The 21,909-nt window shown below is 59.7% G+C and carries 26 protein-coding genes and 1 tRNA gene; 12 read left to right on the top strand and 15 right to left on the bottom strand.

Annotated elements, in window-relative coordinates:
• Window positions 1–23: 23 nt before the first annotated feature.
• Window positions 24–383 carry a hypothetical protein gene (locus B2P82_RS11380; protein WP_156486770.1) on the top strand — a complete coding sequence of 120 codons (360 nt, stop codon included), beginning with the start codon at window positions 24–26 and terminating at the stop codon, window positions 381–383.
• A 152-nt stretch (window positions 384–535) separates the two neighbouring features.
• Window positions 536–976 (top strand): helix-turn-helix domain-containing protein, encoded by a 441-nt coding sequence (locus B2P82_RS11375; RefSeq protein WP_349679746.1) that lies wholly within the window; start codon window positions 536–538, stop codon window positions 974–976.
• Here B2P82_RS11375 and mutM read toward each other — a convergent pair.
• Window positions 973–1,818: a bifunctional DNA-formamidopyrimidine glycosylase/DNA-(apurinic or apyrimidinic site) lyase gene (gene mutM, locus B2P82_RS11370; RefSeq protein WP_290497086.1), complete on the bottom strand. Its 846-nt coding sequence runs from the start codon at window positions 1,816–1,818 to the stop codon at window positions 973–975. The genes B2P82_RS11375 and mutM overlap by 4 nt on opposite strands.
• Window positions 1,819–1,866: 48 nt before the next feature.
• Here mutM and B2P82_RS11365 point away from each other — a divergent pair, with 48 nt between their 5' ends.
• On the top strand, window positions 1,867–2,655 hold the full coding sequence (locus B2P82_RS11365) for a class I SAM-dependent methyltransferase (protein WP_290497085.1): 789 nt from the start codon (window positions 1,867–1,869) through the stop codon (window positions 2,653–2,655).
• Between the two features lie 6 nt (window positions 2,656–2,661).
• Here the strand turns inward: B2P82_RS11365 and B2P82_RS11360 are convergent, their stop codons facing one another.
• The gene (locus B2P82_RS11360; protein ID WP_206991923.1) at window positions 2,662–2,841 is read right to left on the bottom strand and encodes a hypothetical protein; all 180 of its coding nucleotides are present in this window, start codon (window positions 2,839–2,841) and stop codon (window positions 2,662–2,664) included.
• An 81-nt stretch (window positions 2,842–2,922) separates the two neighbouring features.
• Here B2P82_RS11360 and ubiB point away from each other — a divergent pair, with 81 nt between their 5' ends.
• On the top strand, window positions 2,923–4,437 hold the full coding sequence (ubiB, locus tag B2P82_RS11355; protein ID WP_290497084.1) for a 2-polyprenylphenol 6-hydroxylase: 1,515 nt from the start codon (window positions 2,923–2,925) through the stop codon (window positions 4,435–4,437).
• A gap of 127 nt (window positions 4,438–4,564) precedes the next feature.
• Complete coding sequence (gene coaBC / locus B2P82_RS11350) at window positions 4,565–5,797, top strand: bifunctional phosphopantothenoylcysteine decarboxylase/phosphopantothenate--cysteine ligase CoaBC (RefSeq protein ID WP_290497083.1); 1,233 nt, start codon at window positions 4,565–4,567, stop codon at window positions 5,795–5,797.
• Window positions 5,798–5,799: 2 nt separating this feature from the next.
• On the opposite strand, the gene B2P82_RS11345 is transcribed toward coaBC, so the two are convergent.
• The 9 genes from B2P82_RS11345 to B2P82_RS11305 form a co-directional block, all read right to left on the bottom strand.
• Window positions 5,800–7,053 carry a bifunctional folylpolyglutamate synthase/dihydrofolate synthase gene (locus B2P82_RS11345; protein ID WP_290497082.1) on the bottom strand — a complete coding sequence of 418 codons (1,254 nt, stop codon included), beginning with the start codon at window positions 7,051–7,053 and terminating at the stop codon, window positions 5,800–5,802.
• The gene (locus B2P82_RS11340; RefSeq protein ID WP_034817593.1) at window positions 7,050–8,033 is read right to left on the bottom strand and encodes an acetyl-CoA carboxylase carboxyltransferase subunit beta; all 984 of its coding nucleotides are present in this window, start codon (window positions 8,031–8,033) and stop codon (window positions 7,050–7,052) included. Before B2P82_RS11340 ends, B2P82_RS11345 begins: the two co-directional genes overlap by 4 nt.
• Before the next feature lie 29 nt (window positions 8,034–8,062).
• Window positions 8,063–8,890: a tryptophan synthase subunit alpha gene (gene trpA / locus B2P82_RS11335; RefSeq protein ID WP_290497081.1), complete on the bottom strand. Its 828-nt coding sequence runs from the start codon at window positions 8,888–8,890 to the stop codon at window positions 8,063–8,065.
• On the bottom strand, window positions 8,890–9,165 hold the full coding sequence (cutA, locus tag B2P82_RS11330; protein ID WP_371822966.1) for a divalent-cation tolerance protein CutA: 276 nt from the start codon (window positions 9,163–9,165) through the stop codon (window positions 8,890–8,892). Before cutA ends, trpA begins: the two co-directional genes overlap by 1 nt.
• 91 nt (window positions 9,166–9,256) lie before the next feature.
• Complete coding sequence (locus B2P82_RS11325; protein ID WP_034817580.1) at window positions 9,257–9,661, bottom strand: VOC family protein; 405 nt, start codon at window positions 9,659–9,661, stop codon at window positions 9,257–9,259.
• Window positions 9,662–9,672: 11 nt separating this feature from the next.
• Complete coding sequence (trpB, locus tag B2P82_RS11320) at window positions 9,673–10,884, bottom strand: tryptophan synthase subunit beta (RefSeq protein ID WP_206991916.1); 1,212 nt, start codon at window positions 10,882–10,884, stop codon at window positions 9,673–9,675.
• A gap of 88 nt (window positions 10,885–10,972) precedes the next feature.
• The gene (locus B2P82_RS11315; RefSeq protein ID WP_290497080.1) at window positions 10,973–11,356 is read right to left on the bottom strand and encodes a nuclear transport factor 2 family protein; all 384 of its coding nucleotides are present in this window, start codon (window positions 11,354–11,356) and stop codon (window positions 10,973–10,975) included.
• A 65-nt stretch (window positions 11,357–11,421) separates the two neighbouring features.
• On the bottom strand, window positions 11,422–12,051 hold the full coding sequence (locus B2P82_RS11310) for a phosphoribosylanthranilate isomerase (protein ID WP_290497079.1): 630 nt from the start codon (window positions 12,049–12,051) through the stop codon (window positions 11,422–11,424).
• Window positions 12,052–12,089: 38 nt separating this feature from the next.
• Window positions 12,090–12,608 carry a hypothetical protein gene (locus tag B2P82_RS11305; RefSeq protein ID WP_290497078.1) on the bottom strand — a complete coding sequence of 173 codons (519 nt, stop codon included), beginning with the start codon at window positions 12,606–12,608 and terminating at the stop codon, window positions 12,090–12,092.
• Between the two features lie 271 nt (window positions 12,609–12,879).
• On the opposite strand from B2P82_RS11305, the gene B2P82_RS11300 reads away from it, so the two are divergent.
• Window positions 12,880–13,383, top strand: a complete 504-nt coding sequence (locus B2P82_RS11300; RefSeq protein ID WP_034817566.1) for an SH3 domain-containing protein — start codon at window positions 12,880–12,882, stop codon at window positions 13,381–13,383.
• Between the two features lie 114 nt (window positions 13,384–13,497).
• On the opposite strand, the gene B2P82_RS11295 is transcribed toward B2P82_RS11300, so the two are convergent.
• A tRNA-Ser gene (locus B2P82_RS11295) sits at window positions 13,498–13,587 on the bottom strand.
• Window positions 13,588–13,694: 107 nt separating this feature from the next.
• Here B2P82_RS11295 and msrA point away from each other — a divergent pair.
• Window positions 13,695–14,351, top strand: coding sequence for a peptide-methionine (S)-S-oxide reductase MsrA (msrA, locus tag B2P82_RS11290; protein ID WP_290497077.1), 657 nt, complete (start codon window positions 13,695–13,697; stop codon window positions 14,349–14,351).
• 15 nt (window positions 14,352–14,366) lie between these two features.
• Here the strand turns inward: msrA and B2P82_RS11285 are convergent, their stop codons facing one another.
• Window positions 14,367–15,434, bottom strand: a complete 1,068-nt coding sequence (locus B2P82_RS11285; RefSeq protein WP_290497076.1) for a hypothetical protein — start codon at window positions 15,432–15,434, stop codon at window positions 14,367–14,369.
• A gap of 127 nt (window positions 15,435–15,561) precedes the next feature.
• Here B2P82_RS11285 and gluQRS point away from each other — a divergent pair, with 127 nt between their 5' ends.
• The 5 genes from gluQRS to B2P82_RS11260 all read left to right on the top strand — a co-directional run bounded on the left by gluQRS (window position 15,562) and on the right by B2P82_RS11260 (window position 20,485).
• The gene (gene gluQRS / locus B2P82_RS11280) at window positions 15,562–16,413 is read left to right on the top strand and encodes a tRNA glutamyl-Q(34) synthetase GluQRS (protein WP_290497075.1); all 852 of its coding nucleotides are present in this window, start codon (window positions 15,562–15,564) and stop codon (window positions 16,411–16,413) included.
• Window positions 16,413–17,315 carry a DMT family transporter gene (locus tag B2P82_RS11275; RefSeq protein ID WP_290497074.1) on the top strand — a complete coding sequence of 301 codons (903 nt, stop codon included), beginning with the start codon at window positions 16,413–16,415 and terminating at the stop codon, window positions 17,313–17,315. The genes gluQRS and B2P82_RS11275 overlap by 1 nt, the downstream gene beginning before the upstream one ends.
• Window positions 17,316–17,380: 65 nt before the next feature.
• Window positions 17,381–18,952, top strand: coding sequence for an alkaline phosphatase (locus tag B2P82_RS11270; protein WP_290497073.1), 1,572 nt, complete (start codon window positions 17,381–17,383; stop codon window positions 18,950–18,952).
• Window positions 18,953–19,066: 114 nt separating this feature from the next.
• Window positions 19,067–20,167, top strand: coding sequence for a Zn-dependent alcohol dehydrogenase (locus tag B2P82_RS11265; RefSeq protein WP_290497072.1), 1,101 nt, complete (start codon window positions 19,067–19,069; stop codon window positions 20,165–20,167).
• A gap of 72 nt (window positions 20,168–20,239) precedes the next feature.
• The gene (locus B2P82_RS11260; protein ID WP_290480394.1) at window positions 20,240–20,485 is read left to right on the top strand and encodes a hypothetical protein; all 246 of its coding nucleotides are present in this window, start codon (window positions 20,240–20,242) and stop codon (window positions 20,483–20,485) included.
• On the opposite strand, the gene B2P82_RS11255 is transcribed toward B2P82_RS11260, so the two are convergent.
• Window positions 20,482–20,976: an SRPBCC family protein gene (locus B2P82_RS11255; RefSeq protein WP_290497071.1), complete on the bottom strand. Its 495-nt coding sequence runs from the start codon at window positions 20,974–20,976 to the stop codon at window positions 20,482–20,484. The two genes, B2P82_RS11260 and B2P82_RS11255, sit on opposite strands and share 4 nt — an antisense overlap.
• Before the next feature lie 100 nt (window positions 20,977–21,076).
• Window positions 21,077–21,904: a 2,3,4,5-tetrahydropyridine-2,6-dicarboxylate N-succinyltransferase gene (gene dapD, locus B2P82_RS11250; RefSeq protein WP_290497070.1), complete on the bottom strand. Its 828-nt coding sequence runs from the start codon at window positions 21,902–21,904 to the stop codon at window positions 21,077–21,079.
• Between the last annotated feature and the right edge of the window lie 5 nt (window positions 21,905–21,909).

The raw sequence follows: 21,909 nt of genomic DNA, 5'->3' as shown, positions 1-21,909 counted from the left end.
CCGGCAAGAATGGGGACATGATCATGAAACTGACAACGTCTATCGCCATCGTGTCTTTCTGTCTGGCAGGGACGGCCTGTTCTGAAAATTCCAGCAGTGAAGACGCAGCTGTCGTCGCTACCGAGACCGCCCAGGTCGAGGACGAATATACGGGCTCCCTCAATCTGAACCTGCCAAGTTCATCGGCGGCTCAGGACACTGGCAGCGGTACGCTGAATTTGCGAATTGGGCAGTCGGACGAAGATGATGGTCTGCTGATCGGGTCCGGCGGTTTTGGCGGAGGCCAGTTCGAGGATGCTCCGTCGCTTGGCCTGTCCCTTCCCGACGACACTGCAGAGCCGGCATCGTCAGAAGACGACGTCATTCGGCTTGATCCGAAATAGTCGTCGGACCAATTGATTATCCTGCATGAGGATGTTGGCTCTGGCCGCCTCGAAAGATAAAGCAAAACTCGACACACAATCGCAAGTTGCGTGTGGGCATTCTTTGGGCTTGAAAACCACTCAGGATTGAATATTGTCAGCCCCTGATTTCAATGGGTGCGCGGCGCATTGCGTCAGACACCCGGCCTCAGGGACCCAGGATGCCGCATGCCCCATCTCCCCAGGACGTAAGAAAACCCACAGATGCAGACCGCTTTATCGGTCGGCAAGTCCGACAGGCGCGTCGTGAAGTGGGAATGACGCAAGAGGCGTTGTCCGAAAAGCTGGGCCTTACTTTTCAGCAGGTTCAGAAGTATGAGGCCGGCCGCAGTCGCCTGTCAGCTGGCAGGTTGAGGGACGTGGCCATCGCCCTCGGTAAGCCGATCAACNNCTACGAGCCATTTCCTGCGGCACCCGAGGTCCGCGACCTTGAGCACGCAAAGATAGGTTTGCTGAAGCGGGAGGCGAAAAAACTCGTCGACTCCCTTGTACGGGCAGATGATCTGGAAACAGCCATTCAGATTCTGGCCGCGCTGGGGCCATCTCGTCCCTAACGTTGGCAGGCACTACAGAAGAAACTCGACCTACCTGATTGGACGATGCGTTGGATCGGCTTGGTGCAGTCACGGCAAGGGTCCCCTTCCCGGTCATAGACGGCGAAAGTGTGCTGGAAATAGCCAAGCTCCCCACTCGCGCTGGCAAAGTCCGAGATGGATGAGCCGCCTGCCGCTATAGCTTCGGCTATAACGTCATTGATCGCTGGCACGAGGCGTGCGGCGCGCTGGCCCGGCACGGTCGCTGCACTCCGGCGCGGCGATACGCCCGCACGCCACAATGCTTCGCACACATAGATATTACCGAGCCCGGCAATCACCGACTGGTCGAGCAGCGCCGATTTGATCGGCGTCTTGCGCCCCCGCAGAACTGTATTCAGATACGCTTCGGAAAACCCATTGGACAGCGGTTCAGGCCCCATCGCCATTAACCTTGGATACGCCTGAAACTGCTGCGCGGGCCAGAGTTCCATGAAACCAAATCGACGCGGATCGTTATATGTTACGGACGCGCCATTCTCGAGATTGAAGACAACATGATCGTGGCGCGGGTTAGTCCCCGTCTCATGTTGAAATTCACCGAGCTTCTCGCCTGCAACGGTAAAGCGGCCGGTCATGCCGAGATGCATGACGAGGACCTCATCCGTCGACAGGGCAAGCGTCAGGAACTTCGCCTTGCGGCCCAGATGGGTGATACGCGCACCGCTGAGGCGTTCGGCGAACCGGTCGGGGAAGGGAAACCGTAGATCAGCCCGGTTGTGGACCAGACGCTCAATACGCTGGCCCTCCATGACCGGCGCAAGTCCGCGGCGAACTGTCTCGACTTCGGGTAATTCAGGCATGGCTATGGCATATAGCCTAGGGTGATCGAGGCAACTATGGTGGCGCGCATGTCTGCAGATAGAGATACGGAACGCAAGGTGTCGTTCGGCTTCGAAGAGGTCACCGAGACGGAGAAGGTCGCCCGCGTGAAAGGCGTCTTCCGCTCTGTCGCGTCCCGCTACGACCTGATGAACGATCTCATGTCCGCAGGCGTCCACCGCCTCTGGAAGCATGATGCGATGAATCAGGTGAACCCACAGCCCGGCGAGCGCCATCTGGATGTTGCTGGCGGCACCGGCGAATTGGCACGCGCCTTTCTCACCTTGGCTGACAAGGCGGGCAAGCGCAGGGGCATCGACACGCCCGCCACCGCAATCGTGTCCGACATCAATGATGCCATGCTGGACGCAGGCAAAGCCCGCGCGGACAATGCTAAATGGGAAGGTCGGCTAGACTGGATTTGCGCCGACGGCCAGAATTTGCCCTATCCCGACCGAGCATTCGATGCCGTCACCGTGTCGTTCGGAATTCGCAATTTTGCGGATCGTCTGGAAGGATTACGGGAGTTCCGCCGCGTGTTGAAACCGGGCGGCAGGTTGGCCGTTCTGGAGTTCAGCCATATGACGGTCCCTGCCCTGCAAGCCGCATACGACACATACAGTTTCAATGTAATCCCGCGCCTCGGCAGCCTGGTTGCGGGAGATGCCGATAGTTATCAGTATCTTGTTGAATCAATACGGAAATTTCCGACACAGGACGCCTTCCGCAAAGAAATCGAAGATTCAGGCTTTTCTCGTGTGAACGTCACGAATTATTCGGGAGGCATCGCCGCCCTGCACTTCGGCTGGGCGGTCTGATGCGGGTCAGCTTGGGCTCGAATCCGGCGTCAGACTGGAGCGCTGTGCAGGGTCCAGCAACAGCTGGTCTGGGGCTTGGCTCGGCTCGGCATAGTAGATCGCCGCAGCAATCATTGCAGCCACAAGCAGTCCACTCGTCACAAAGTATAGAGTTCCTTTGTTTTTTGGTGCTTTTTTAGTGGCCATGACAGCATCCTCTGTAAACATATCTTCCCTCATCAAACGCCGTCCGGGCCTGCCGGTTCCCGTTGGCGCGAGGAGCATGGCATGGGACTGATTGGAGATTATCGCCGCCTGATGCGCGCTGGCATAGCGCTCGCGCGACACGATGTGATCCTGCCGGGCGCTTACCAGACCCGCCTGCCTCTGCCTGCCCGCATCGCCGGGCGGGTGCTACGTGTCTTTGGTGGCGGCGCGCGGGGACGCCCCGGCGAGCGCCTCGCCCGCGCGTTGGAAAAGCTGGGACCGGCCTATATCAAGCTTGGGCAGTTTCTGGCCACGCGCCCGGATGTGTTCGGCGCTGAAGTCACCCAGGATCTGGGCCGTCTGAAGGACAAGCTGCCGCCCTTTTCGATGAAGGCGGCGCGCGCCGCCCTCGCGGAAGAGTTTGGTGAGGCTGACGCCGCACGCCTGTTTGCCGAATTGTCAGACCCGGTTGCGGCCGCGTCCATCGCGCAGGTCCACAAGATGTCCCTGCCAGAAGGGGAACGCGCCGTGAAAATCCTGCGGCCGGGCATTGAGCACAAATTGATGGTGGAACTTTCTGCCATGAAACGCGCTGCGCGCACCATCGAAGGCATCTCAGCCGAGAGCCAGCGTCTGAAACCTGTGGCTTTCACTGAAACCATTGCGAATGCCATGATGCGGGAAACCGACCTGCGCCTCGAAGCAGGCGGCGCAGACGAAATGCACGAAATCAGCCAGAAATCCGGCCATTTCGTCATTCCCTCCGTCGATTGGGACCGCACCGGTCGCCGGGTTCTTACCATCGACTGGATCGACGGAGTTTCTCTCACCGATCCAAAAGCGCTGGACCGTCCCGGCATCGACCGCAAGAAATTGGCGAACGACATCACGCAGGGCTTCCTGACCCATGCGATCGAATACGGCGTGTTCCATGCGGACATGCATGAAGGCAACCTCATCATCACGCCGGAAGGCAAGGTGGCCCTGGTGGATTTCGGAATCATTGGCCGGATCGGCCTGGTCGAGCGCCGCTTCCTCGCCGAAATCCTTTGGGGCTTCCTGAAGCGCGATTACCGCCGTGTTGCCGAAGTCCATTTCGAGGCCGGTTATGTACCGGCCAACCAGTCTATCGGGGAGTTCGCACAAGCTCTCCGTTCCATCGGCGAACCCGTACATGGCAAACCGGCCGAAGAAGTCTCGATGGGTCGCGTCCTGCTTCAATTGTTCGACTATACGCACACATTCGGAATGTCCCTGCGTCCGGAACTTGTCCTGCTCCAGAAGACCATGGTCCAAGTGGAAGGCGTCGCCCGCGCGATCGACCCGTCGCACAATATATGGTTTGCGTCCGAACCCGTGGTCGGCACGTGGATCCGGCGCAGCTTCGGCCCAGAGGGCGCCGCAAAGCTTGTCGCCGGCAATGTGAAAGAGATCACCAACCGGTTGAAGCGTCTGCCAGAAGTCATGGACAAATTTGAGGCCTCACTACTCGAACCGGTTTCGCCCCCGCCGCTTCCACGCCGGTTTGCGCCCTGGTGGGGCTGGTTTGGCTTCATCGCGGCCTTGGTTGCGCTGGGCATCTGGGCAGCGAAATAGCGAGTTTCGGGCATTTCCCTGCTGAAACCCGCCAAAACCTTAACCGAGCCGCCAAGTTCACAGGGATTTCATGGGGTAACGGCAAGAAATTTGCGATAAGACACGCTTAACGAACAGAGCCCGGCCCATGACGCAAAAACGCATCCTTTTGATCATTTCCGGCGGTATTGCCGCCTATAAGAGCCTGGAACTGATCCGGGAGTTGCGCCGGCGCGACATTGCCTGTCGGTGCATCGTGACGAAGGGCGGACAGGAATTCGTCACCCCCCTCTCGGTCTCCGCCCTGTCCGGTGACAAGGTTTATACAGAACTCTTCAATCTGAGCGACGAAGCGGAAATGGGCCATATCGAGCTGTCTCGCTCGGCCGATCTCGTCGTTGTCTGCCCGGCTACCGCAGACCTGATGGCCAAGGCCGCAGGTGGCCTCGCCAATGATCTTGCCTCCACCACACTTCTGGCGACTGACAAACGTGTCCTGGTCGTGCCCGCCATGAATGTGCGCATGTGGCAGCACCCAGCCACGGTGCGGAATGTCGAAACGCTCCGCGCGGATGGCGTGACGGTGATGGAGCCGGACGAAGGCGCGATGGCCTGCGGTGAATTCGGTCCTGGCCGCCTTCCGGAACTTCCGGTCATCGCCGAAGAAATCGAACGCATGCTGGCAGGAGACGCCACCGGCGCACTCGCGGGAACCCACGCGCTTGTCACAGCAGGCCCGACACGCGAACCGCTGGATCCTGTTCGGTTCTTGTCCAACCATTCTTCCGGCAAGCAAGGCTATGCGATTGCCGAAGCGCTCGCGCGTCTTGGTGCGCAGGTCACTTTGGTCTCCGGTCCGGTCGCCCTGCCCGCACCACGGGGAGTGAATTTCGTACCGGTCGAGACTGCCCGCCAGATGTTGAAGGCCTGCGAGGACGCTCTGCCTGCTGACGTGTTCGTTTCTGTGGCCGCAGTTGCTGACTGGCGCCCGGCACGGGCCGCAACCAAGAAGCTGAAGATCAAGGGCGCGGGCAGCGAACATCCCTCCATGGAACTGACCGAAAACCCGGACATCCTCAAGACGCTGGCCAACAAGCGCAAGAACCGACCCGCCCTGGTGATCGGCTTCGCCGCAGAGACCCATGATGTCGAGGAACACGCTGAAGCGAAGCTCGCCCGCAAGAATTGTGACTGGATTGTCGCCAATGATGTCTCCGGGGATGTGATGGGCGGCTCGGAAAACGAGATTGCCTTGATCACCCGGGACGGATCCGAACGCTGGCCGCGCATGGGCAAGACCGAAGTGGCGCGCCGACTGGCGCACAAGGTCGCTGAAACGCTGAATGATGAAGGCGACGGGCTGAAACTCGCCGCTGAATAGCGCTACACTGGCGGCTCGCCATTCTGCGCGAGCACCTCCCCTGCCAGATACAGAGATCCGCAAATCAGGATACGATCAACGCCGGTTGCCGCCGCAGCCTTGAGTGCAGCTTCGAGGCTGTCGCACGCGGCGGCTTTCAGCCCCGCATTGGTGGCCGCTTCCGCCAAGGCTTGAGGTTCGGCGCCCTGATGACCCGGCGCGTTCGGCAAGGTGAAGACCTCAGGTCGCACCTGCCGGAACGGCATGAAATAGCCGGTCGCATCCTTGGAGGCGAGCATGGCTGCGACCAGTGCGGTACGCCCGGGCATGTAGTTCAGCTGTCTCGCAATGGCGCGGGCCGCATGCGGATTGTGTCCGCCATCCAGCCAGATTTCCTGATCGGGAGCGAGCGCCGTAAGCGGCCCGTCTTTCAGGCGCTGCATACGCGCAGGCCACACCACGTTGCGGGCGCCTTCGAAGATCGCATTCTGGTCGATGATTGTGGAATTCCCGAACAGCTGCACGGCCATGGCGGCCAGAGCCGCATTGGCCCGCTGGTGTTCGCCCAACAGGCCAAGGGCTTCCGGCATTGCATCAATGAAGTGCGCTTTCAGGCGATAAAGCGGCGCGCCAACATCTTCGGCCCGTTTTGCGATGACATCGTCACAGATCTTGCGCTGGATCGCGGTCAGCGCCGGGCGGCCGGGCTTGATGATTCCCGCTTTCTCACCCGCAATCTTGCGAATATCCGAGCCGAGAAAGGCCTTGTGATCGAAGTCGATCGGCGTAATGACGCTCAGCGCGGGCTGGTCGATCACATTGGTCGCATCATAGCTGCCGCCAAGTCCGACTTCGAGAATCAGTACATCAGCCGGCACTTCTGAGAAGGCGAGCAGGGCCGTGGCCGTCGTCGCTTCGAATTGTGTGATCTCCTGCCCCTTGATCGCGTCATGGGTTCGCTCCAGCCAGCCGATCAGACGCGCATCATCCACGATCTCACCGGCGAGCCGGATACGCTCGTTGAAACGCACGAGGTGCGGACTGGTAAACACATGAACGCTAAGGCCCGCTGCTTCCATCATGGCCCGCATGAAGGCGCAGGTGGACCCTTTGCCGTTGGTTCCGGCCACATGAATCACGGGCGGAAGCCTGTCTTGCGGCCGCCCAAGCGACTCAAGCGCGTTCAAGACGCGCCCGAGCGATAGTTCAATCGTGTCTGGATATAGCCCTCCGAACCGCCCCAGCGCCTCGGCCAGGGCCGAACTGTCACCGATCAAGCAGAGCTGCCCTTACTCTTGTTTGGGGTCTTGGCGGCATGCGTTTTGGGTGGCGTCAGAGAAACCGGCAGGCGATCTTCAGCGCGCCGCACATTTGGCATCAGCATCGACAGGACATTTGAGATCGTGTCCTTCAGCTTGCGCCGGTCGCAGACAATGTCCACCTGGCCCTTTTCGCGCAGGAATTCGGATCGCTGGAACCCTTTCGGCAGGCTTTCGCGAATGGTTTGTTCAATCACACGCGGGCCGGAAAAGGCGATCATTGCGCCAGGTTCGGCAATATGGATATCGCCAAGCATCGCATAAGATGCCGACACGCCGCCCGACGTCGGATCAGTCAGTAGCACAATATAAGGTAGTTTGGCTTCGGCCAGTTCATTGATCGCGAGCGTCGTGCGCGGCATCTGCATCAGGCTCAGCGTGCCCTCCTGCATGCGAGCGCCACCGGACGCCGTGCACACAACAAAGCCCGCCTTGCGGGCCAACGCCATCTGCGCAGCCGCTACAAAGCCTTCCCCTGCCGCCATGCCCAAGGATCCGCCCATAAAGGCAAAATCTTGAACCAGTACGACCGTGGGCACGCCGCCGATCTTTCCATAGGCCGCCACCATACAGTCTTCCTGGATGATCGGTGCGCCACCATTTTCGGACTCTTTCTTGTCCCGGGCCGCAATCTTGGCCTTCGCAGCCTTCAGGCGCGACGGATAAGGCTTGTCATCCTTGAATTTCAGGGGGTCATGCGGAACCGATGGCAGGGCCAAAGGCTCCCAGCGCTCATCATCGAACAGGAGGCGCAGGCGGGTGCGCGGGCTGATCCGCAAATGCGCGCCAGCTGGTGTGACATGCCAGTTTTCTTCCAGATCGGTCTTGTAGACGAGTTCGCCGGACAGAGGACATTTTACCCACAAATCGTCGGGCGTGTCCTTCTTCGCGAGCATGGTCTTCAGGCCCGGCGGGGTGACCTTGGTAATCCAGTTCATGCCAGAACCTCCTCGGCGGCAATCAACACTTAAGGCTTGGTGATCGTTCTGATCGCCGAGCTCAACTCCTTCGCCAACGCGCCCATTCCCCGCGGTGCACTGGCAAAATCCCCCGATTCGTAGGCCTTTTCTGCATGCTCCACGAAAGCGGAGCCTACGACAACCCCATCGGCAATTTTAGCCATTTCTGCAGCTTGAGCGCCAGTTTTGACGCCAAAACCCACACAGACCGGCAATCCTGAAACACGTTTGGCCATTTCAATGTTCCCGGCAATCGCCTGCGGATCCGCGCTGCCAGCGCCTGTAACGCCTGTCACAGCGACAAAATAGAGGAATCCGCTGGCGCCTTCGGCAACCTTTTTCATCCGGTTTTCATGAGTGGTGGGGGTCGCAAGCCGAATGACGGAAAGATCGTATGGCGCATAGGCCTCGCGCAGTTCGCCATCTTCTTCCGGCGGCAAATCTACCAGGATCGTTCCGTCGACACCGGCTGCATGAGCCGCCTTGGCGAACTCAGCATATCCCATGCGGAATACAGGATTGGCATATCCCATTATAATGACAGGCGTTGTCTGGTCCTCGGCGCGAAACCGGGTCGCCAGCGCCAGCGTATCAGCGAGCGTTGTTTTATTGGCGAGCGCTCGCAAGCCCGCCTTCTGAATGGATGCCCCATCGGCCATCGGATCGGTAAAAGGCGCGCCAAGCTCGATGATATCGGCGCCATTGTCGCGCAGCGCGCACATGGCAGCATAGCTCGTCTCAAGATTGGGGTCGCCGGCCATAAGGTAGGAAACCAGAACGGCGCGGGATTCGCCGCTTGCGCGGGCGAAGGTGTCTGTAATGCGGGAAGTTGGCATCAGGTGTCCGTATTCTCGTGAACCCATGCCTCATAAGGCGCATTCGCCTGAATGCAAGGCAATGCGACCATAGCGGGTACTTCATAGGGATGGTGCGTCAGGACGAGGGCTTCGATCCGATCCCAATTCGCTTTCGGCGCTTTCAGCCACAACACGAATTCGAAGGCCTGCTCCACCACACTCTTCCAGCGATAGGTGGACGAGACCGGCCCTTCGAGATTGGCGCAGGCAGCGAGACGGTGCTCTATGGCCGCGTCGCCAATTTCCTCGGCCACACGGCGAGACGGACAGGTAATGCGAATGAGAAGGAGGTCAGTCAATTTGCTCTCTCGACAAAAGAAAAGTGAAGACGCAGGGGAACATTTTCTAGCCGCCTCGTCCATCGGGATCGTGGCAAACGATGCAAATCTTGTTTCCATCGAGATCTCGGAAATATGCCCCGTAATAATTCGCGTGATATTGCGGGCGCAGGCACGGGGTACCCTCATCCTGAGCGCCGCGAGAGATGGCAATTGCGTGCGCCTCATCTACGCTGGGCCGGTCGGGTGCGAGCAGGGCGAGCATCTGGCCATTGCCCGGCTCGTGTCGCTGGTCATTGAACGGCCGCACCAAAGCGACCAGCGGGCGGTCATCGCCCGGACGCCGCCACATGATAAACGGATCAGACCGCTCGAATGGCACACGCGGATTCCCAAGCGCTTGCATGATCGGCTCGTAAAAGGCAGCTGCATTTTCCAGATCATTCGTGCCCAAGGTCACATGCGAGATCATCGGCCTCTTCCCTACATATCGACGCCGAGGGCCTTGGCGACCGAGAAAACGTCCTTGTCGCCGCGACCACACATATTCAGGATCATCAGCCCATCCTTGCCGAGTGCCTGAGCGACCTCACCTACGCGCGCGATGGCGTGTGAGGGCTCGAGCGCCGGAATAATTCCCTCAAGCCGCGTGCACAGCTGGAAAGCTGCAAGCGCCTCCTTATCCGTGCACGACAAGTATTCAGCGCGACCGGAATCTCTCAGGAAAGCGTGTTCTGGCCCGATGCCCGGATAGTCCAGTCCCGCCGAGATCGAATGCGCATCGATGATCTGGCCGTCATCGGTTTGAAGGAGATAGGTCTTGTTCCCATGCAAGATGCCCGGCTTGCCGCCATTCAGCGCGGCAGCGTGCTCGCCCGTCTCGATACCGTGCCCCGCAGCCTCGACACCGATCAGGCGAACGCCCTCATCTTCAAGGAAAGGGTGAAACAGGCCAATCGCGTTCGAACCACCGCCGATACAGGCCATGACCGCGTCGGGCAGACGCCCTTCCCGCTCAAGGATCTGGGCGCGAGCCTCCTTGCCGATAATGCTCTGGAAGTCGCGGACAAGCTCCGGATACGGATGGGGCCCCGCAGCCGTGCCAATGCAGTAGAAGGTGTCTTCGACATTGGTGACCCAGTCACGCAGTGCTTCATTCATTGCGTCTTTCAGGGTGCCTGTGCCGGAAGAGACCGGGACGATCTCTGCGCCGAGCAGTTTCATGCGGAAAACGTTCGGCTTCTGGCGCTCGACATCCGTTTCGCCCATGAAGACAACGCAATCCAGTCCGAAGCGCGCGCAGATTGTCGCCGTGGCAACACCATGCTGACCGGCGCCCGTTTCGGCGATGATGCGGGTCTTGCCCATACGCCTGGCGAGCAGGACCTGGCCGAGGCAATTATTGATCTTGTGCGCGCCCGTATGGTTCAGCTCATCGCGCTTGAAATAGATTTTCGCGCCATCGAAATGCTCGGTCAGCCGCTCCGCAAAATATAGAGGCGATGGACGCCCGACATAATGGGCCCACAAATCGTCCATTTCCGCCTTGAAAGCTGGATCTTCCTTGGCCTTGCGGTATTCGGCCTCAAGTTCGAGGATCAATGGCATCAATGTCTCGGCGACATAGCGCCCACCAAAGTCTCCAAAGCGGCCATTCGCATCTGGCCATTGATCCCATGTGTTCCGCAAATCCATCGTCCTGCTTTCCTTGCACTACCGGCCCGTATCTAGACCGAAGGACGTGCCAAGGAAAGCGCGACGATGCGCCCGGCCCCGTGACGCGTCAGCCCATGGGGGAATAGAAAAATTCCTCTCGAACGATCTTCCCGTCCTTGACCGTATACACGCCAACCTCCTTGGCTTGCATCCGCTCGCCGGACTCCTTGTTGGTGACATCCATGTCGAAGACGAGAGAAAATTGGTCATCCCCAAACAGGAACGGCCCCTCGGCGCTGACCTGGTGCACATCGTGCGCACCATACCACCAGTCGTGCTTGCCCTTGATGGCGTCGAGCCCCTGAGCTTCGCGGCCAGCATCGCCCATTGCAAGCGCTTCGACCGACACGCAGTCTTGTGCGTAAAGTGTCTCCAGCGCTTCGGCCTCGCGGCCAGAATTGCAGCATTTCGCCAACTTGCCAGCGACACTCGTCAGTTCTTCTGAAAACATGACACGTCCTCCCATTGCCAATAGGAGCTATATTAGCACAGAACAAAAACAGAACAATCAGTTTGTTATGAATTTTTTGAGGCGTCGATGAATGTTTTTACCAGTACCCGGTCCTTCAGGCCGCGAACACTCTCTACGCCTGAAGAGACATCCACTGCTGGCGCACCGGTCAGACGCACGGCATCGGAGACATTGTCCGGTGTCAGCCCCCCAGCAAGAATCCAGGGTGCCGGTCTCTGCCAGCCTTTCAGCAAATTCCAGTCAAATGACAATCCGTGCCCGCCTGTCTGATCAGCGCCCTTAGGCGGTTTCGCGTCCACCAGAAGCCGATCGGCTGCCGTGTAGGCCTCAGCCCACTTCAGATCGTCTGAATCGGCAATTCCCACGGCTTTCCAGATCTCCAGACGCGTCCGCGCCTTGACTTCGGCGACGCGCTCAGGGGATTCCGAACCGTGCAGTTGCAATATCGGAAACCCCAGCGCCACGATCCGGTCGATCTGCGCGTCGTCCGGGTCAACCAGCAAGGCCACCGGCGTGGCGGACCCCACCTGCATCAAAAGGTTGGCCGCCGCTGCTTCCGTTACGTGCCGCGGGCTGGCCTCGGCAAACACGAACCCAATCCAGTCTGCCCCGGCTTGCGCGGTATAGCGCACGAGGTCGGGATCGGTCAGGCCGCAGATTTTTACGAGTGTCATGCCGCAGGCGTTACGCTAACGGCCTTGCGTCCGTCAATTCAGGGGCTGACGGGACGCGTATTTTCCTTGAGGACCGCCGCAAAGAAAATCTTGCCTGAATCTTTCGGACCAATCTCACGATTGAAGGTCCAGCGCATATGCGTGATCTCTTCCGGCATGGACACGCTCACCGGCTGGACCTCATCGAGACCGGATTCCGCGATCAGTTTTTCACGCGGCACGTATGTCGCCCCGCCGTCCATGGAGAAATCAACAGAGGCCTGATCATATTCGGCCATGGCAGAATCTTCGAGCAGGCTCACTTCTGCCGGCACTGGCAAGGTCAGAACAGCGTCCCTTGCCGGGGCTTCGCTCGGGTTTGAATATGTCACGGAATAAAACAACTGCTCGCCCGGCTTCACTTCCTCAGCAGGCAGCAGCTCCATTTCCAATCCGCCTTCTTCGTCTTCGATGACGATCACACGTTCGACCTGTTGCTCGACGATGAGTTCCTGGGCGAGCGCCGGAAGTCCGATGAGGAGGGTTCCGGCAAGAGTGGCAGCTGCGCGTATCAGCATGGCGTTAATCCTTGGCAGGGACGGTTAGAGGTTCAGCGTCAAGAATTGCGACAATTAGTTAACATTCGCTCAAAATCCATAAAGCATTTGCAGAGTTTCCAGTCAGACATTGCCAGATCGTCAACACGCGCCTTGGTGTCGCCACAGAGGCGCCAATTCGCGGACACCGATGTTGCACACCGACACCATTTCCCGGGGAGCTGACAAACCCTCGGCATAGGGATCGCCTAGTCATGGTGAACCACGCATTCTCAGGATCAGGACTCATCCCATGCTGAATAGAAAGTTGAAAACCCTCCTCGCTATCGGCCTCGTATCCAGCGCAGCCGCATTCGGGCCGATCGCTTCTGCCCAGGCCCCGCGCGAAAATCCGCAAAGCGCTGCCGACCATCATGGCATCCGCTATGTAAAGGCAAGCGCTGTGAATGTGCGCGGTGGGCCGGGCACGCACAACTCAGTCCTGACGGTCCTGAACCTTGGCGCCGAAGTGAGCATTTATCTGGTACAGGGCGACTGGGCACGCATTTCTGCACCGAACAAGCCTGAACAATGGATCTATACGCCATTGCTTCAGGACTCCAAGCCAACTTCCCCAAGCCCGAAACACGCGGCCAAGGTCGCCGCGCCAGCCACGCCGAAGGCCCAGCCTGTTGCGTCAAAGAACGCTGCTGCGCCGCCAACTCAAAAACAACAACCGCAATCGAAAAAACAGGGCGACGCACCTCACACTCAACCGGACACCCGGAAAGATCCTGCGCCCGCAAAGCCGAACTAATCCAAGAAACATATCCTGTTTTGCGGCTCGCGCCACGTGCGCGGGCTGCAGCACCATTCACAGCTTCACGGCAACGCCTTGCCGTGAAAAAAGTCTTGTGATGCAGAAGTTTGCTGGCGGTGAGACAGGGATTCGAACCCTGGAGACTATTGCTAGCCTACACACTTTCCAGGCGTGCGCCTTCGACCACTCGGCCACCTCACCGTACTCAGCAGAGGGGAGCCAATAACCGAAGGCCTGCAAGATCGCAAGACTGTGATTGCCGTTCCCGGCAGACAAACCCATATGAGACACAGAAAGGGAGACCCCTCATGTTGTTCTCGAAGAAAAAACTGACCATCCCGGATGCCGAGAGCGCCCTGCCCGGCCGCCCCGATCCGATCCCGACCGCCACCACGCATTATGTATTCGACCGTGACCTGCAGGGCCCCCTTCCGGCGGGATACGAAACGGCCGTATTCGCCCTCGGCTGCTTCTGGGGCGCTGAGCGAGTATTCTGGCAGCAGGATGGCGTTTGGCTGACCCGGGTAGGTTATGCTGGCGGATCGACCCCGAACCCGACCTATGAAGAAGTCTGCTCAGGCGGGACCGGGCACACGGAAATCGTTGAAGTGGTTTTCAACCCTGCCGAAGTGACCTTCGCCGCACTCGTGAAACTGTTCCTCGAAAGTCATGACCCGACCCAGGGCATGCGTCAGGGAAATGACATCGGCACGCAATACCGCTCGGCAATTTATACGACATCCGAGGCACAAGCCGAAACGGCGCGTGAGATGATCGCAGGATATGAGAAGTCGCTTGCCCAGAGCGGCCATGCCAGCCAGATCACAACGGAGCTTGCGCCATTGGACAAGGTTTATCTCGCCGAGGAATACCATCAGCAATACCTTGCGAAAAACCCGAACGGGTATTGCGGGATTGGAGGCACGGGCGTGTCCTGCCCAATCGGCTTGGGTGCGTCGACCTGACCGCGAAACTTAGCGCTAGCCGCCGAAATTCACGGCAAACCTCTTGCGTGTCTCAAGCAGGTTCTGCGCCTTGTACATGGCGTCAGAAGCGGCTTGGGCGCGCTTTATGGTCGGGTCCGCCTGCAAGGCCTCAATCACTTTGGTGAGATGACTGATCGCCTCCTCGACGGTCTTGCGATCGAACTGGTTTGTCGCGCGCGCCAGCAGGGCCCGGCCGAGATCCATGTGCGCCTGAACGGCCCGCGATGTGTCGCCATCACTCTTGATATCCTGGAGATGGATTCTCCGAAGCGTGATCACGTGGTCGAGCGCATCCATATCTCCAGACTGTTCGGCAACGTGCACCAGAGACGCGCAAAAATCGGCTTCGATTCGGCTGCGCAGAGCGACCGGAAGCGTAGGCGAGTCCTCAAGGATTTCAGCCAGCGCATTGGACAGGATCTTCATCTTTTCGGGTCGGAAGGATTGCGGATTCGCCAGCGCAGGCTGCAATTCCCGCGCCAGGAAGTAAGCGGCCACGCGTGGCATCTGCCCGTCAAGGTCGATCATCTTTCCGGGCATTAACAGCGTGAACAGCTTTGCTTCTGCGGCCGTCAGGCCACCACCGCGGCTTAGGCCGTGAATGACAAAGCCATCTTCGCGTCGACCGGTCCTGTCTGCCCAGACCAGCATATCGGCATCCGCCACTTCCAGTCGCCGACGGGCACGCTGGACCGCGCGCGTTTCGATGCCGCCGCGAATAGTGCCCGTGCGGAATACTTTCAGCGGTGCACCGAAATTGAATTCGGAGAGGTGGGAATTGAGCGCCGAGAGCAGCCATTTCCATGCGCGACCCGCGCCTTTGCCAGCCGGGCGGGCGACAAGCACGCGGTATCCGGGCGACTTGTCATTGCGCGCAGCCCGGGCCCCGGACGCATTGCGCAAAGTCTTCAACAGCGAACCCAGCAGGCTGAACATCAGGACGACCAGTGCAACGAGCAGGACACACAGCATCACGAATCCAAACGTGGCGAGCTCTGTCGCATCCACCACATTCGTTTCGAACCAGCGCTCGGCTGTTGTGAACCAAGTATCCACAGGCATTCGAGATGACCTCCTGTATGTCTGTGCGATACGGTTCCTGCCCTGTGCTTGCAACAGCTAAACGCTGTTCAGCCTGTGCGGGGGATGGTTAGATTGCCTGAGAGACAAGCTGATTCAGGGGGGTCGCATGGGTGCCGGGGAATTTGTCACGCGGTTCGCACCGTCCCCCACCGGGCATTTGCATCTCGGTCACGCGCTCTCGGCTTTCCATGTCTGGGACACTGCCCGCGCCCATAATGGAAAGGTGCTGTTGCGGATTGAAGACATTGACCAGACCCGATGCCGTCCGGAGTACGAAACCTCCATTCTCGCCGATCTTGAATGGCTCGGACTGGACTGGGATGGCCCCGTGCGACGCCAGTCCGACCACTTCGCTGAATATGAGTCCGCGCTCAACTCCCTGAAGGCGCGCGGGCTGGTTTATCGATGCTTCAAGACCCGTCGAGAGATCGCCGCCGCGCTGCCTGCCGGGGCCAGTCCCGATACGGCCGGCTTCACTGGCAAGTCGCTCCCTGCGGACAAGGAGCGGGAACTGCTGGACCGGGGACACGCCTATGCGTGGCGGCTATCCCTCTCGGCTGCCCGCGCCCAACTCGGCCCTGTATATGATGCGTTGAGCTATACAGTCTTCTCAAAGTGCGGCCAGCACAGGGTGAAAGCTGACCCCGCACCCTTTGGCGACGTCGTGCTCGCGCGCAAGGATACGCCAACAAGCTATCATCTCGCCTGCTGCCACGACGATGCCTTGCAGGGGATCACGCATGTCATACGCGGCGAAGACATCCGGGAGATGACATCGGTACATGTCCTGCTGCAGGCGCTGATGGACTGGCCACAGCCTCTTTATACGTTTCATCCGCTCGTTTTGGGGGCAGATGGCAAGAAATTGTCCAAGCGCGCGGGGGACCGGGGATTGCGCGCATGGCGTGAAGACGGCAAGACGCCTGAAGACATTCGCGCCATGACGGGCCTCATTTAATGACATCCACAGAAATGACAGCGCCGGTACGCCGGGAATGGCTCGGCGTGCTTATGCTGGTTGGCGGCGCGGTTGCGATCGGATTTGCGCCGATTGGCTTGCGCTTGGGTCTCGACGACCTCGGCCCGCAGGCCATCGCCTTCTGGCGCTACACATTTGCCCTGCCCGTGCTGACTGCGCTCGTCTTGCTGGTCGAGCGGCGCGCTCCGCGCAAACCGAACATATATGTCATCCTGGCCGGGATCTGTTTCGCTGTGGACATTGGCTTCTGGCACTGGTCCCTCACCCTGACCAGTGTGTCCAATGCCACCTTCATCGTGAATCTCGGAAACGTCTGCGTCGGCTTCCTCGCATGGCTGTTCCTGAAGGAGCGCCCTGCGCCGATGTGGTTCTTCGCCGTAATCCTGGCGATTGGCGGCGCATCGGCCCTGTCACTCGGCGGCACCGCCGAAGGGGGAGCCAGTTTTGTCGGGGATCGGATTGCGATCATCGCGGCGATCAGCGTATCGGGGTATTTCCTCTGCTCGAAGCTCGCCCGGCGAACACTGAATGGTCTGGAGACCCTGTTCTGGCTGACAGTTGTGGAAGTGATTGTCGGAGCCATCATGGTCATGGCTTTCGGTGAAAACTTCCTGCCGGAGAAATTGTCGGGTTTCGCTGTGCCCCTGTTTCTTGGGATCGTGATCCACGTCGTCGGTCAGGGTCTGATCATCACCGGGCTTGGCAGCACGCCAACCTCCATCGCTGGTGTCATCATCCTGATCCAGCCTGTCATGGCTGCTGCGATTTCGTGGCATCTCTTTCAGGAACCCCTCACAACCCTGCAGGCAGGCGGTGGTATGCTCATTCTTGTCGCGGTCTGGCTGGCCCAGCGCGGCCACAAGGTGGATCCAATCGACTGAGTGCAGCAATAGTGTCACGAACTCAGTCTATGCCCGCCCCAGACCTGATATTCCGGAGACTAATCATGCGCCGCACTGCTCTATCCCTTGCTTCACTCACAGTCCTTGCTGTCGCGGGCTGTTCAGCGCCGTCTGATACCGCCGTGGCACAAAGCGAAGCTTCATCGGCGCCGCTACGCGAAGGCACGACACCCACCCAGGCAAGTGATTCCTATTATCAATCTGCCGCTGAAGCCGTAGAAACACGCATTCAGGAGCGCGGCGTAAAATCGGCGAAGAACATCATCCTCTTCGTTGGCGATGGCATGAGCATTCCGACCATCACCGCCGCCCGCATCTATGCTGGCCAACAGCGTGGACTCGACGGCGAGTCCTATACGCTGGCCATGGACACGCTGCCGTACATGGCCCTGTCCAAAACCTACAGTCACGACTATCAGGTTTCCGACTCCGCCTCGACGGCAACTGCGATGGTGACCGGTGCCAAGGTCAATTCACGAACGCTCGGCATCCTCAAGGAAGCCGGCTTCGGCAATTGCGCCAGCGTCGAAGGGCGCACGACAGAGTCAATTTTCGAACTGGCCGAACGGTCAGGCCTCGCAACGGGTCTCGTTTCCACCGCCCGCCTGACCCATGCAACGCCGGCGTCCACCTTCGCCAAGACTCCCAGCCGCGACTGGGAAGCTGACAGCGATCTGAAAGGCGGAGACGCAGGCGACTGCAAGGATATTGCCCGCCAATTCATCGAGTGGTCGGAAGGCGACGGATTTGAAGTGGCAATGGCCGGAGGCCGCGCGCCCTTCACAACGACCGAACAGTCAGATGCCGAGGACGCCAATCGCACCGGAAGCCGCACGGATGGTCGCGACCTGACCGCCGAATGGACCGCAAAGTCCGCCGACCATGTCTATGTCACCGACAAGGCTGGTTTCGAGGCCATCGACTTCGCCTCGAATGCAAAAGTACTCGGCCTGTTTGAAGGCTCGCACATGAAATTTGCGCTCGATCGGGATGAAGACCCAGCTGGCGAACCTTCTCTAGTCGATCTGACAAAGGCGGCAATCACGCGCCTGTCCCAGGATGAGGACGGTTTTGTACTGATGGTCGAAGGCGGCCGAATTGACCATGGCCATCATGGCGTCAGTGCCGCCCGGGCCCTGTCGGAAACCGATGAACTGGACCAGGCCCTCGCCGCAGCGCTGGAAATGACCGATGCGGACGAGACGCTGATCATCGTGACCGCGGACCATTCACACACGATGACGATTTCTGGCTATCCAAAGCGCGGCAATCCGATCCTCGGCAAAGTCATCAGCGGGCTGGATAACGCGCCGATGAAGGCACAGGACGGCAAACCCTACACAACGCTCTCCTATGCCAGCGGCATGACCGCGTGTCATTTGGTCGACGGCGAACCGGATTGCACCCGAGAAGACCTCTCCGAGATCGACACGACCGAAAAGAACTTCCAGCAACCCTCCCTCGTCTTCATGCCGTCGGAAACGCATGGGGGTGATGATGTGGCCATCTTCGCAACCGGCCCTGGGTCGGAACTCGTCTCCGGCGTGATGGAGCAGAACGAAATTTTCCACGTCATGGGTCGCGCTTCCGGTCTTGTGGCCGCGCCCACCGAATAACCCCTGCCCCTGCGTAGGGCCTGTTCAGGCAGCGCATTCTGAGGGACACTTCCTCCCATATTCGGTCATCTGCGCCAGCAAGAGCGCGGAGACCGGGCCAAAGGAGGAAGACCCATGAAGGCTGCTGTCATGCGCGCGCCCAATGCGCCGCTATCCATCGAAGATGTCACGATTTCCAAGCCCGGACCGCGCGAAGTGCTGGTCCGGCTGAAGGCGGTCGGCGTCTGCCATTCGGACGTGCATTTCTGGGACGGGAACTTCCCCGCCGAATTGCCGGTCATCCTCGGGCATGAAAGCGCCGGCATCGTGGAAGAAGTCGGCTCCATGGTCTCAGCGGTCAAGCCGGGCGACCATGTAATCTCGATCCTGTCGCCCTTCTGCGGCACCTGCGAGTACTGCCTGACAGGCCACATGTCCGTCTGCCATACGGTGAACAAGGAACACTTCCAGCGCCAGCCCACAGAAGCCCCCCGCCTCTCCATCAAGGGTGAAAAGGTCGGCCAGTTCCTGAACCTTTCTTCCTTCGCCGAACAGATCCTCGTCCATGAGAACGCGCTATGCGCAGTCGACAAGGATATGCCAATGGACAAGGCCTGCCTGATCGGGTGCGGCGTCATTACCGGTGTCGGGTCAGTCTTTCATTCCGCCAAGGTCGAGCCGGGTTCCACGGTTGCCGTCCTCGGCTGTGGCGGCGTCGGGCTTGCCGCGATCAATGGCGCAGCCATCGCAGGCGCCAGCCGTATCATCGCGGTAGACCTGTCAGACGAGAAACTCCAGATGGCGGTCCGTTTCGGCGCGACCGACACCGTCAATCCAGGCAAGGTCAATGCGATCGAGGCCGTCAAGGAACTCACCAAGGGCGGCGTCCACTACTCCTTCGAATGCGTCGGCCTGAAACAGACGGCTGAACAGGCCTACCACATGCTGCGACCACGCGGCGTGGCAACCGTGATCGGCATGATTTCGCCCGGCGTTAACATCGAGATCCCCGGCATTGAATTGCTTGCGACAGAAAAACGCCTGCAGGGGGCGATCATGGGGTCTAACCGGTTCCGGGTGGATTTCCCGCGCCTGATCGAACTGTACAGACAGGGCAAGCTGCACCTTGATGATCTTGTCTCTGACCGGATCGGTCTTGAGGGGATCACCGGCGCCCTCCAGAACCTCAAGGACAACAAGGGCACGGTCGCGCGGCAGGTGGTCGTGTTCGACTAGGCTTCGGAACTGCCCGGCTCGCCCGGCATTGTTGTGATCACTGAGCATGATCACAACAGAAAGCGGGCCTTGATGTCGGAGAGTTTGGAATGGATCGCAATGGGCACCGGCATTGTCGCGGCCATCATGGTGTCGGCCGATCTTGGGCGACGCATTACCGGCTTCGCCTTTATCGTGTTTGCGGTCTCTTCCACATGCTGGGTCATGATCGGCCTCTCGGATGACGAGGCCCCGCTCATGTACCAGAACATTGTCCTGACCGTGATCAACTTCATCGGCATCTACCGCTGGCTGATCCTCAAGAAGGAATCGGGCTAGAGTCCGAACCGGCCCGGATTGTCCCGGATCAGGGCTTCGAGTTTCGGCATGCCGTCTTTCAGGCCCTTGGCAAGCTGTTTGGAGACAATTCCGCCCAGGATCAGCGGCGCACTGGCCTTGCCCGCCCAGCGCAGCTCGCAGCCTTCCGGCGTTTCAACGACGACATAGTCCTCAACCGCGGCCGAGACCGGCAGCGTCGACTTTTCAAACCGGAAAGCCATCCGCTTGCCCTCTTCCCAGGCAAAGAAGGTTTCCTCGACTTTCTGGTCCCCGATCTCGACGGTGCGCGTGGTCCCGACCCCGAACGGCTCCGGGCTCGTCCAGACCACGTTCGTAATCGGCAGCCATTCCGTCCATGCCTCTGCGTCCAGCAAGGCGGCCCAGACGGCGGACGCCGGAAATGGGAATGCATGTGCGACCCGCAGTTTCGGACTCACCATCGCGAGATAGTCTTCGCCGACCGGCTTGTGCTGTTTCAGTGACTTGGCCATTCAGTTCCCCTCTTCCTGATTTCACTCAGGATGGGAGCGGACCGAATGACCTGTCAAACCGTGCCGCCACGGCAGCACAGGACAGACCCTTGGCATTAGATCAGTCCCGCAGCAGTTCGTTGACACCGGTCTTTGAGCGGGTCTGGGCGTCGACGGTCTTGACGATGACGGCGCAGGCGAGGCTCGGGCCGCCATTCTTGTCGGGCAGCGTGCCCGGCACGACGACGGAATAAGGCGGCACCTTGCCATAGGTGATCTCGCCGCTGTGGCGATCCACGATCTTGGTGGACTGGGTGATGAAGACGCCCATGGCTATCACCGAGCCTTCTCCGACGACCACACCCTCGACCACTTCGGACCGCGCGCCGATGAAGCAATTGTCTTCGATGATGGTCGGGTTCGCCTGCAACGGCTCAAGAACGCCGCCAATGCCGGTGCCGGCCGAGATATGGCAATTCTTGCCGACCTGCGCGCACGAGCCGACGGAGGCCCAGGTGTCGATCATTGTGCCTTCGCCGACATAGGCGCCGATGTTCACATAGGACGGCATCAGGACCGCATTCTTCGCAATGAAGGCGCCGCGGCGCACAGCGGCCGGGGGCACCGCACGAAAGCCCGCGGCCTCGAATTCGGATGAGCCCCAGCCCTGAAATTTCGATGGAACCTTGTCCCACCAGTTGCCGCCGCCGGGCACGCCGGAAACCATGCCATTGGAATTCAAGCGGAAGGACAGCAGAACAGCCTTTTTCAGCCATTGATGGACAGTCCAGTTGCCGTCGCCATTTGGGCTGGCCACGCGGGCCTCACCGGAGTCGAGCAGGTCAATGGCCGCCTCGACGGCTTCGCGCACCTCACCCCGTGTCTGTGTGTTCAGGGTGTCGCGGCTTTCCCACGCCTGTTCAATCGCATTGGCCAGGGCTTGTGTCATCTGTC

Origin of the sequence: Hyphomonas sp. UBA4494 (genome assembly GCF_002388935.1) — a bacterium.
Classification (GTDB): Bacteria; Pseudomonadota; Alphaproteobacteria; order Caulobacterales; family Hyphomonadaceae; genus Hyphomonas.
This window is presented reverse-complemented; position numbering and strand designations above follow the sequence as displayed.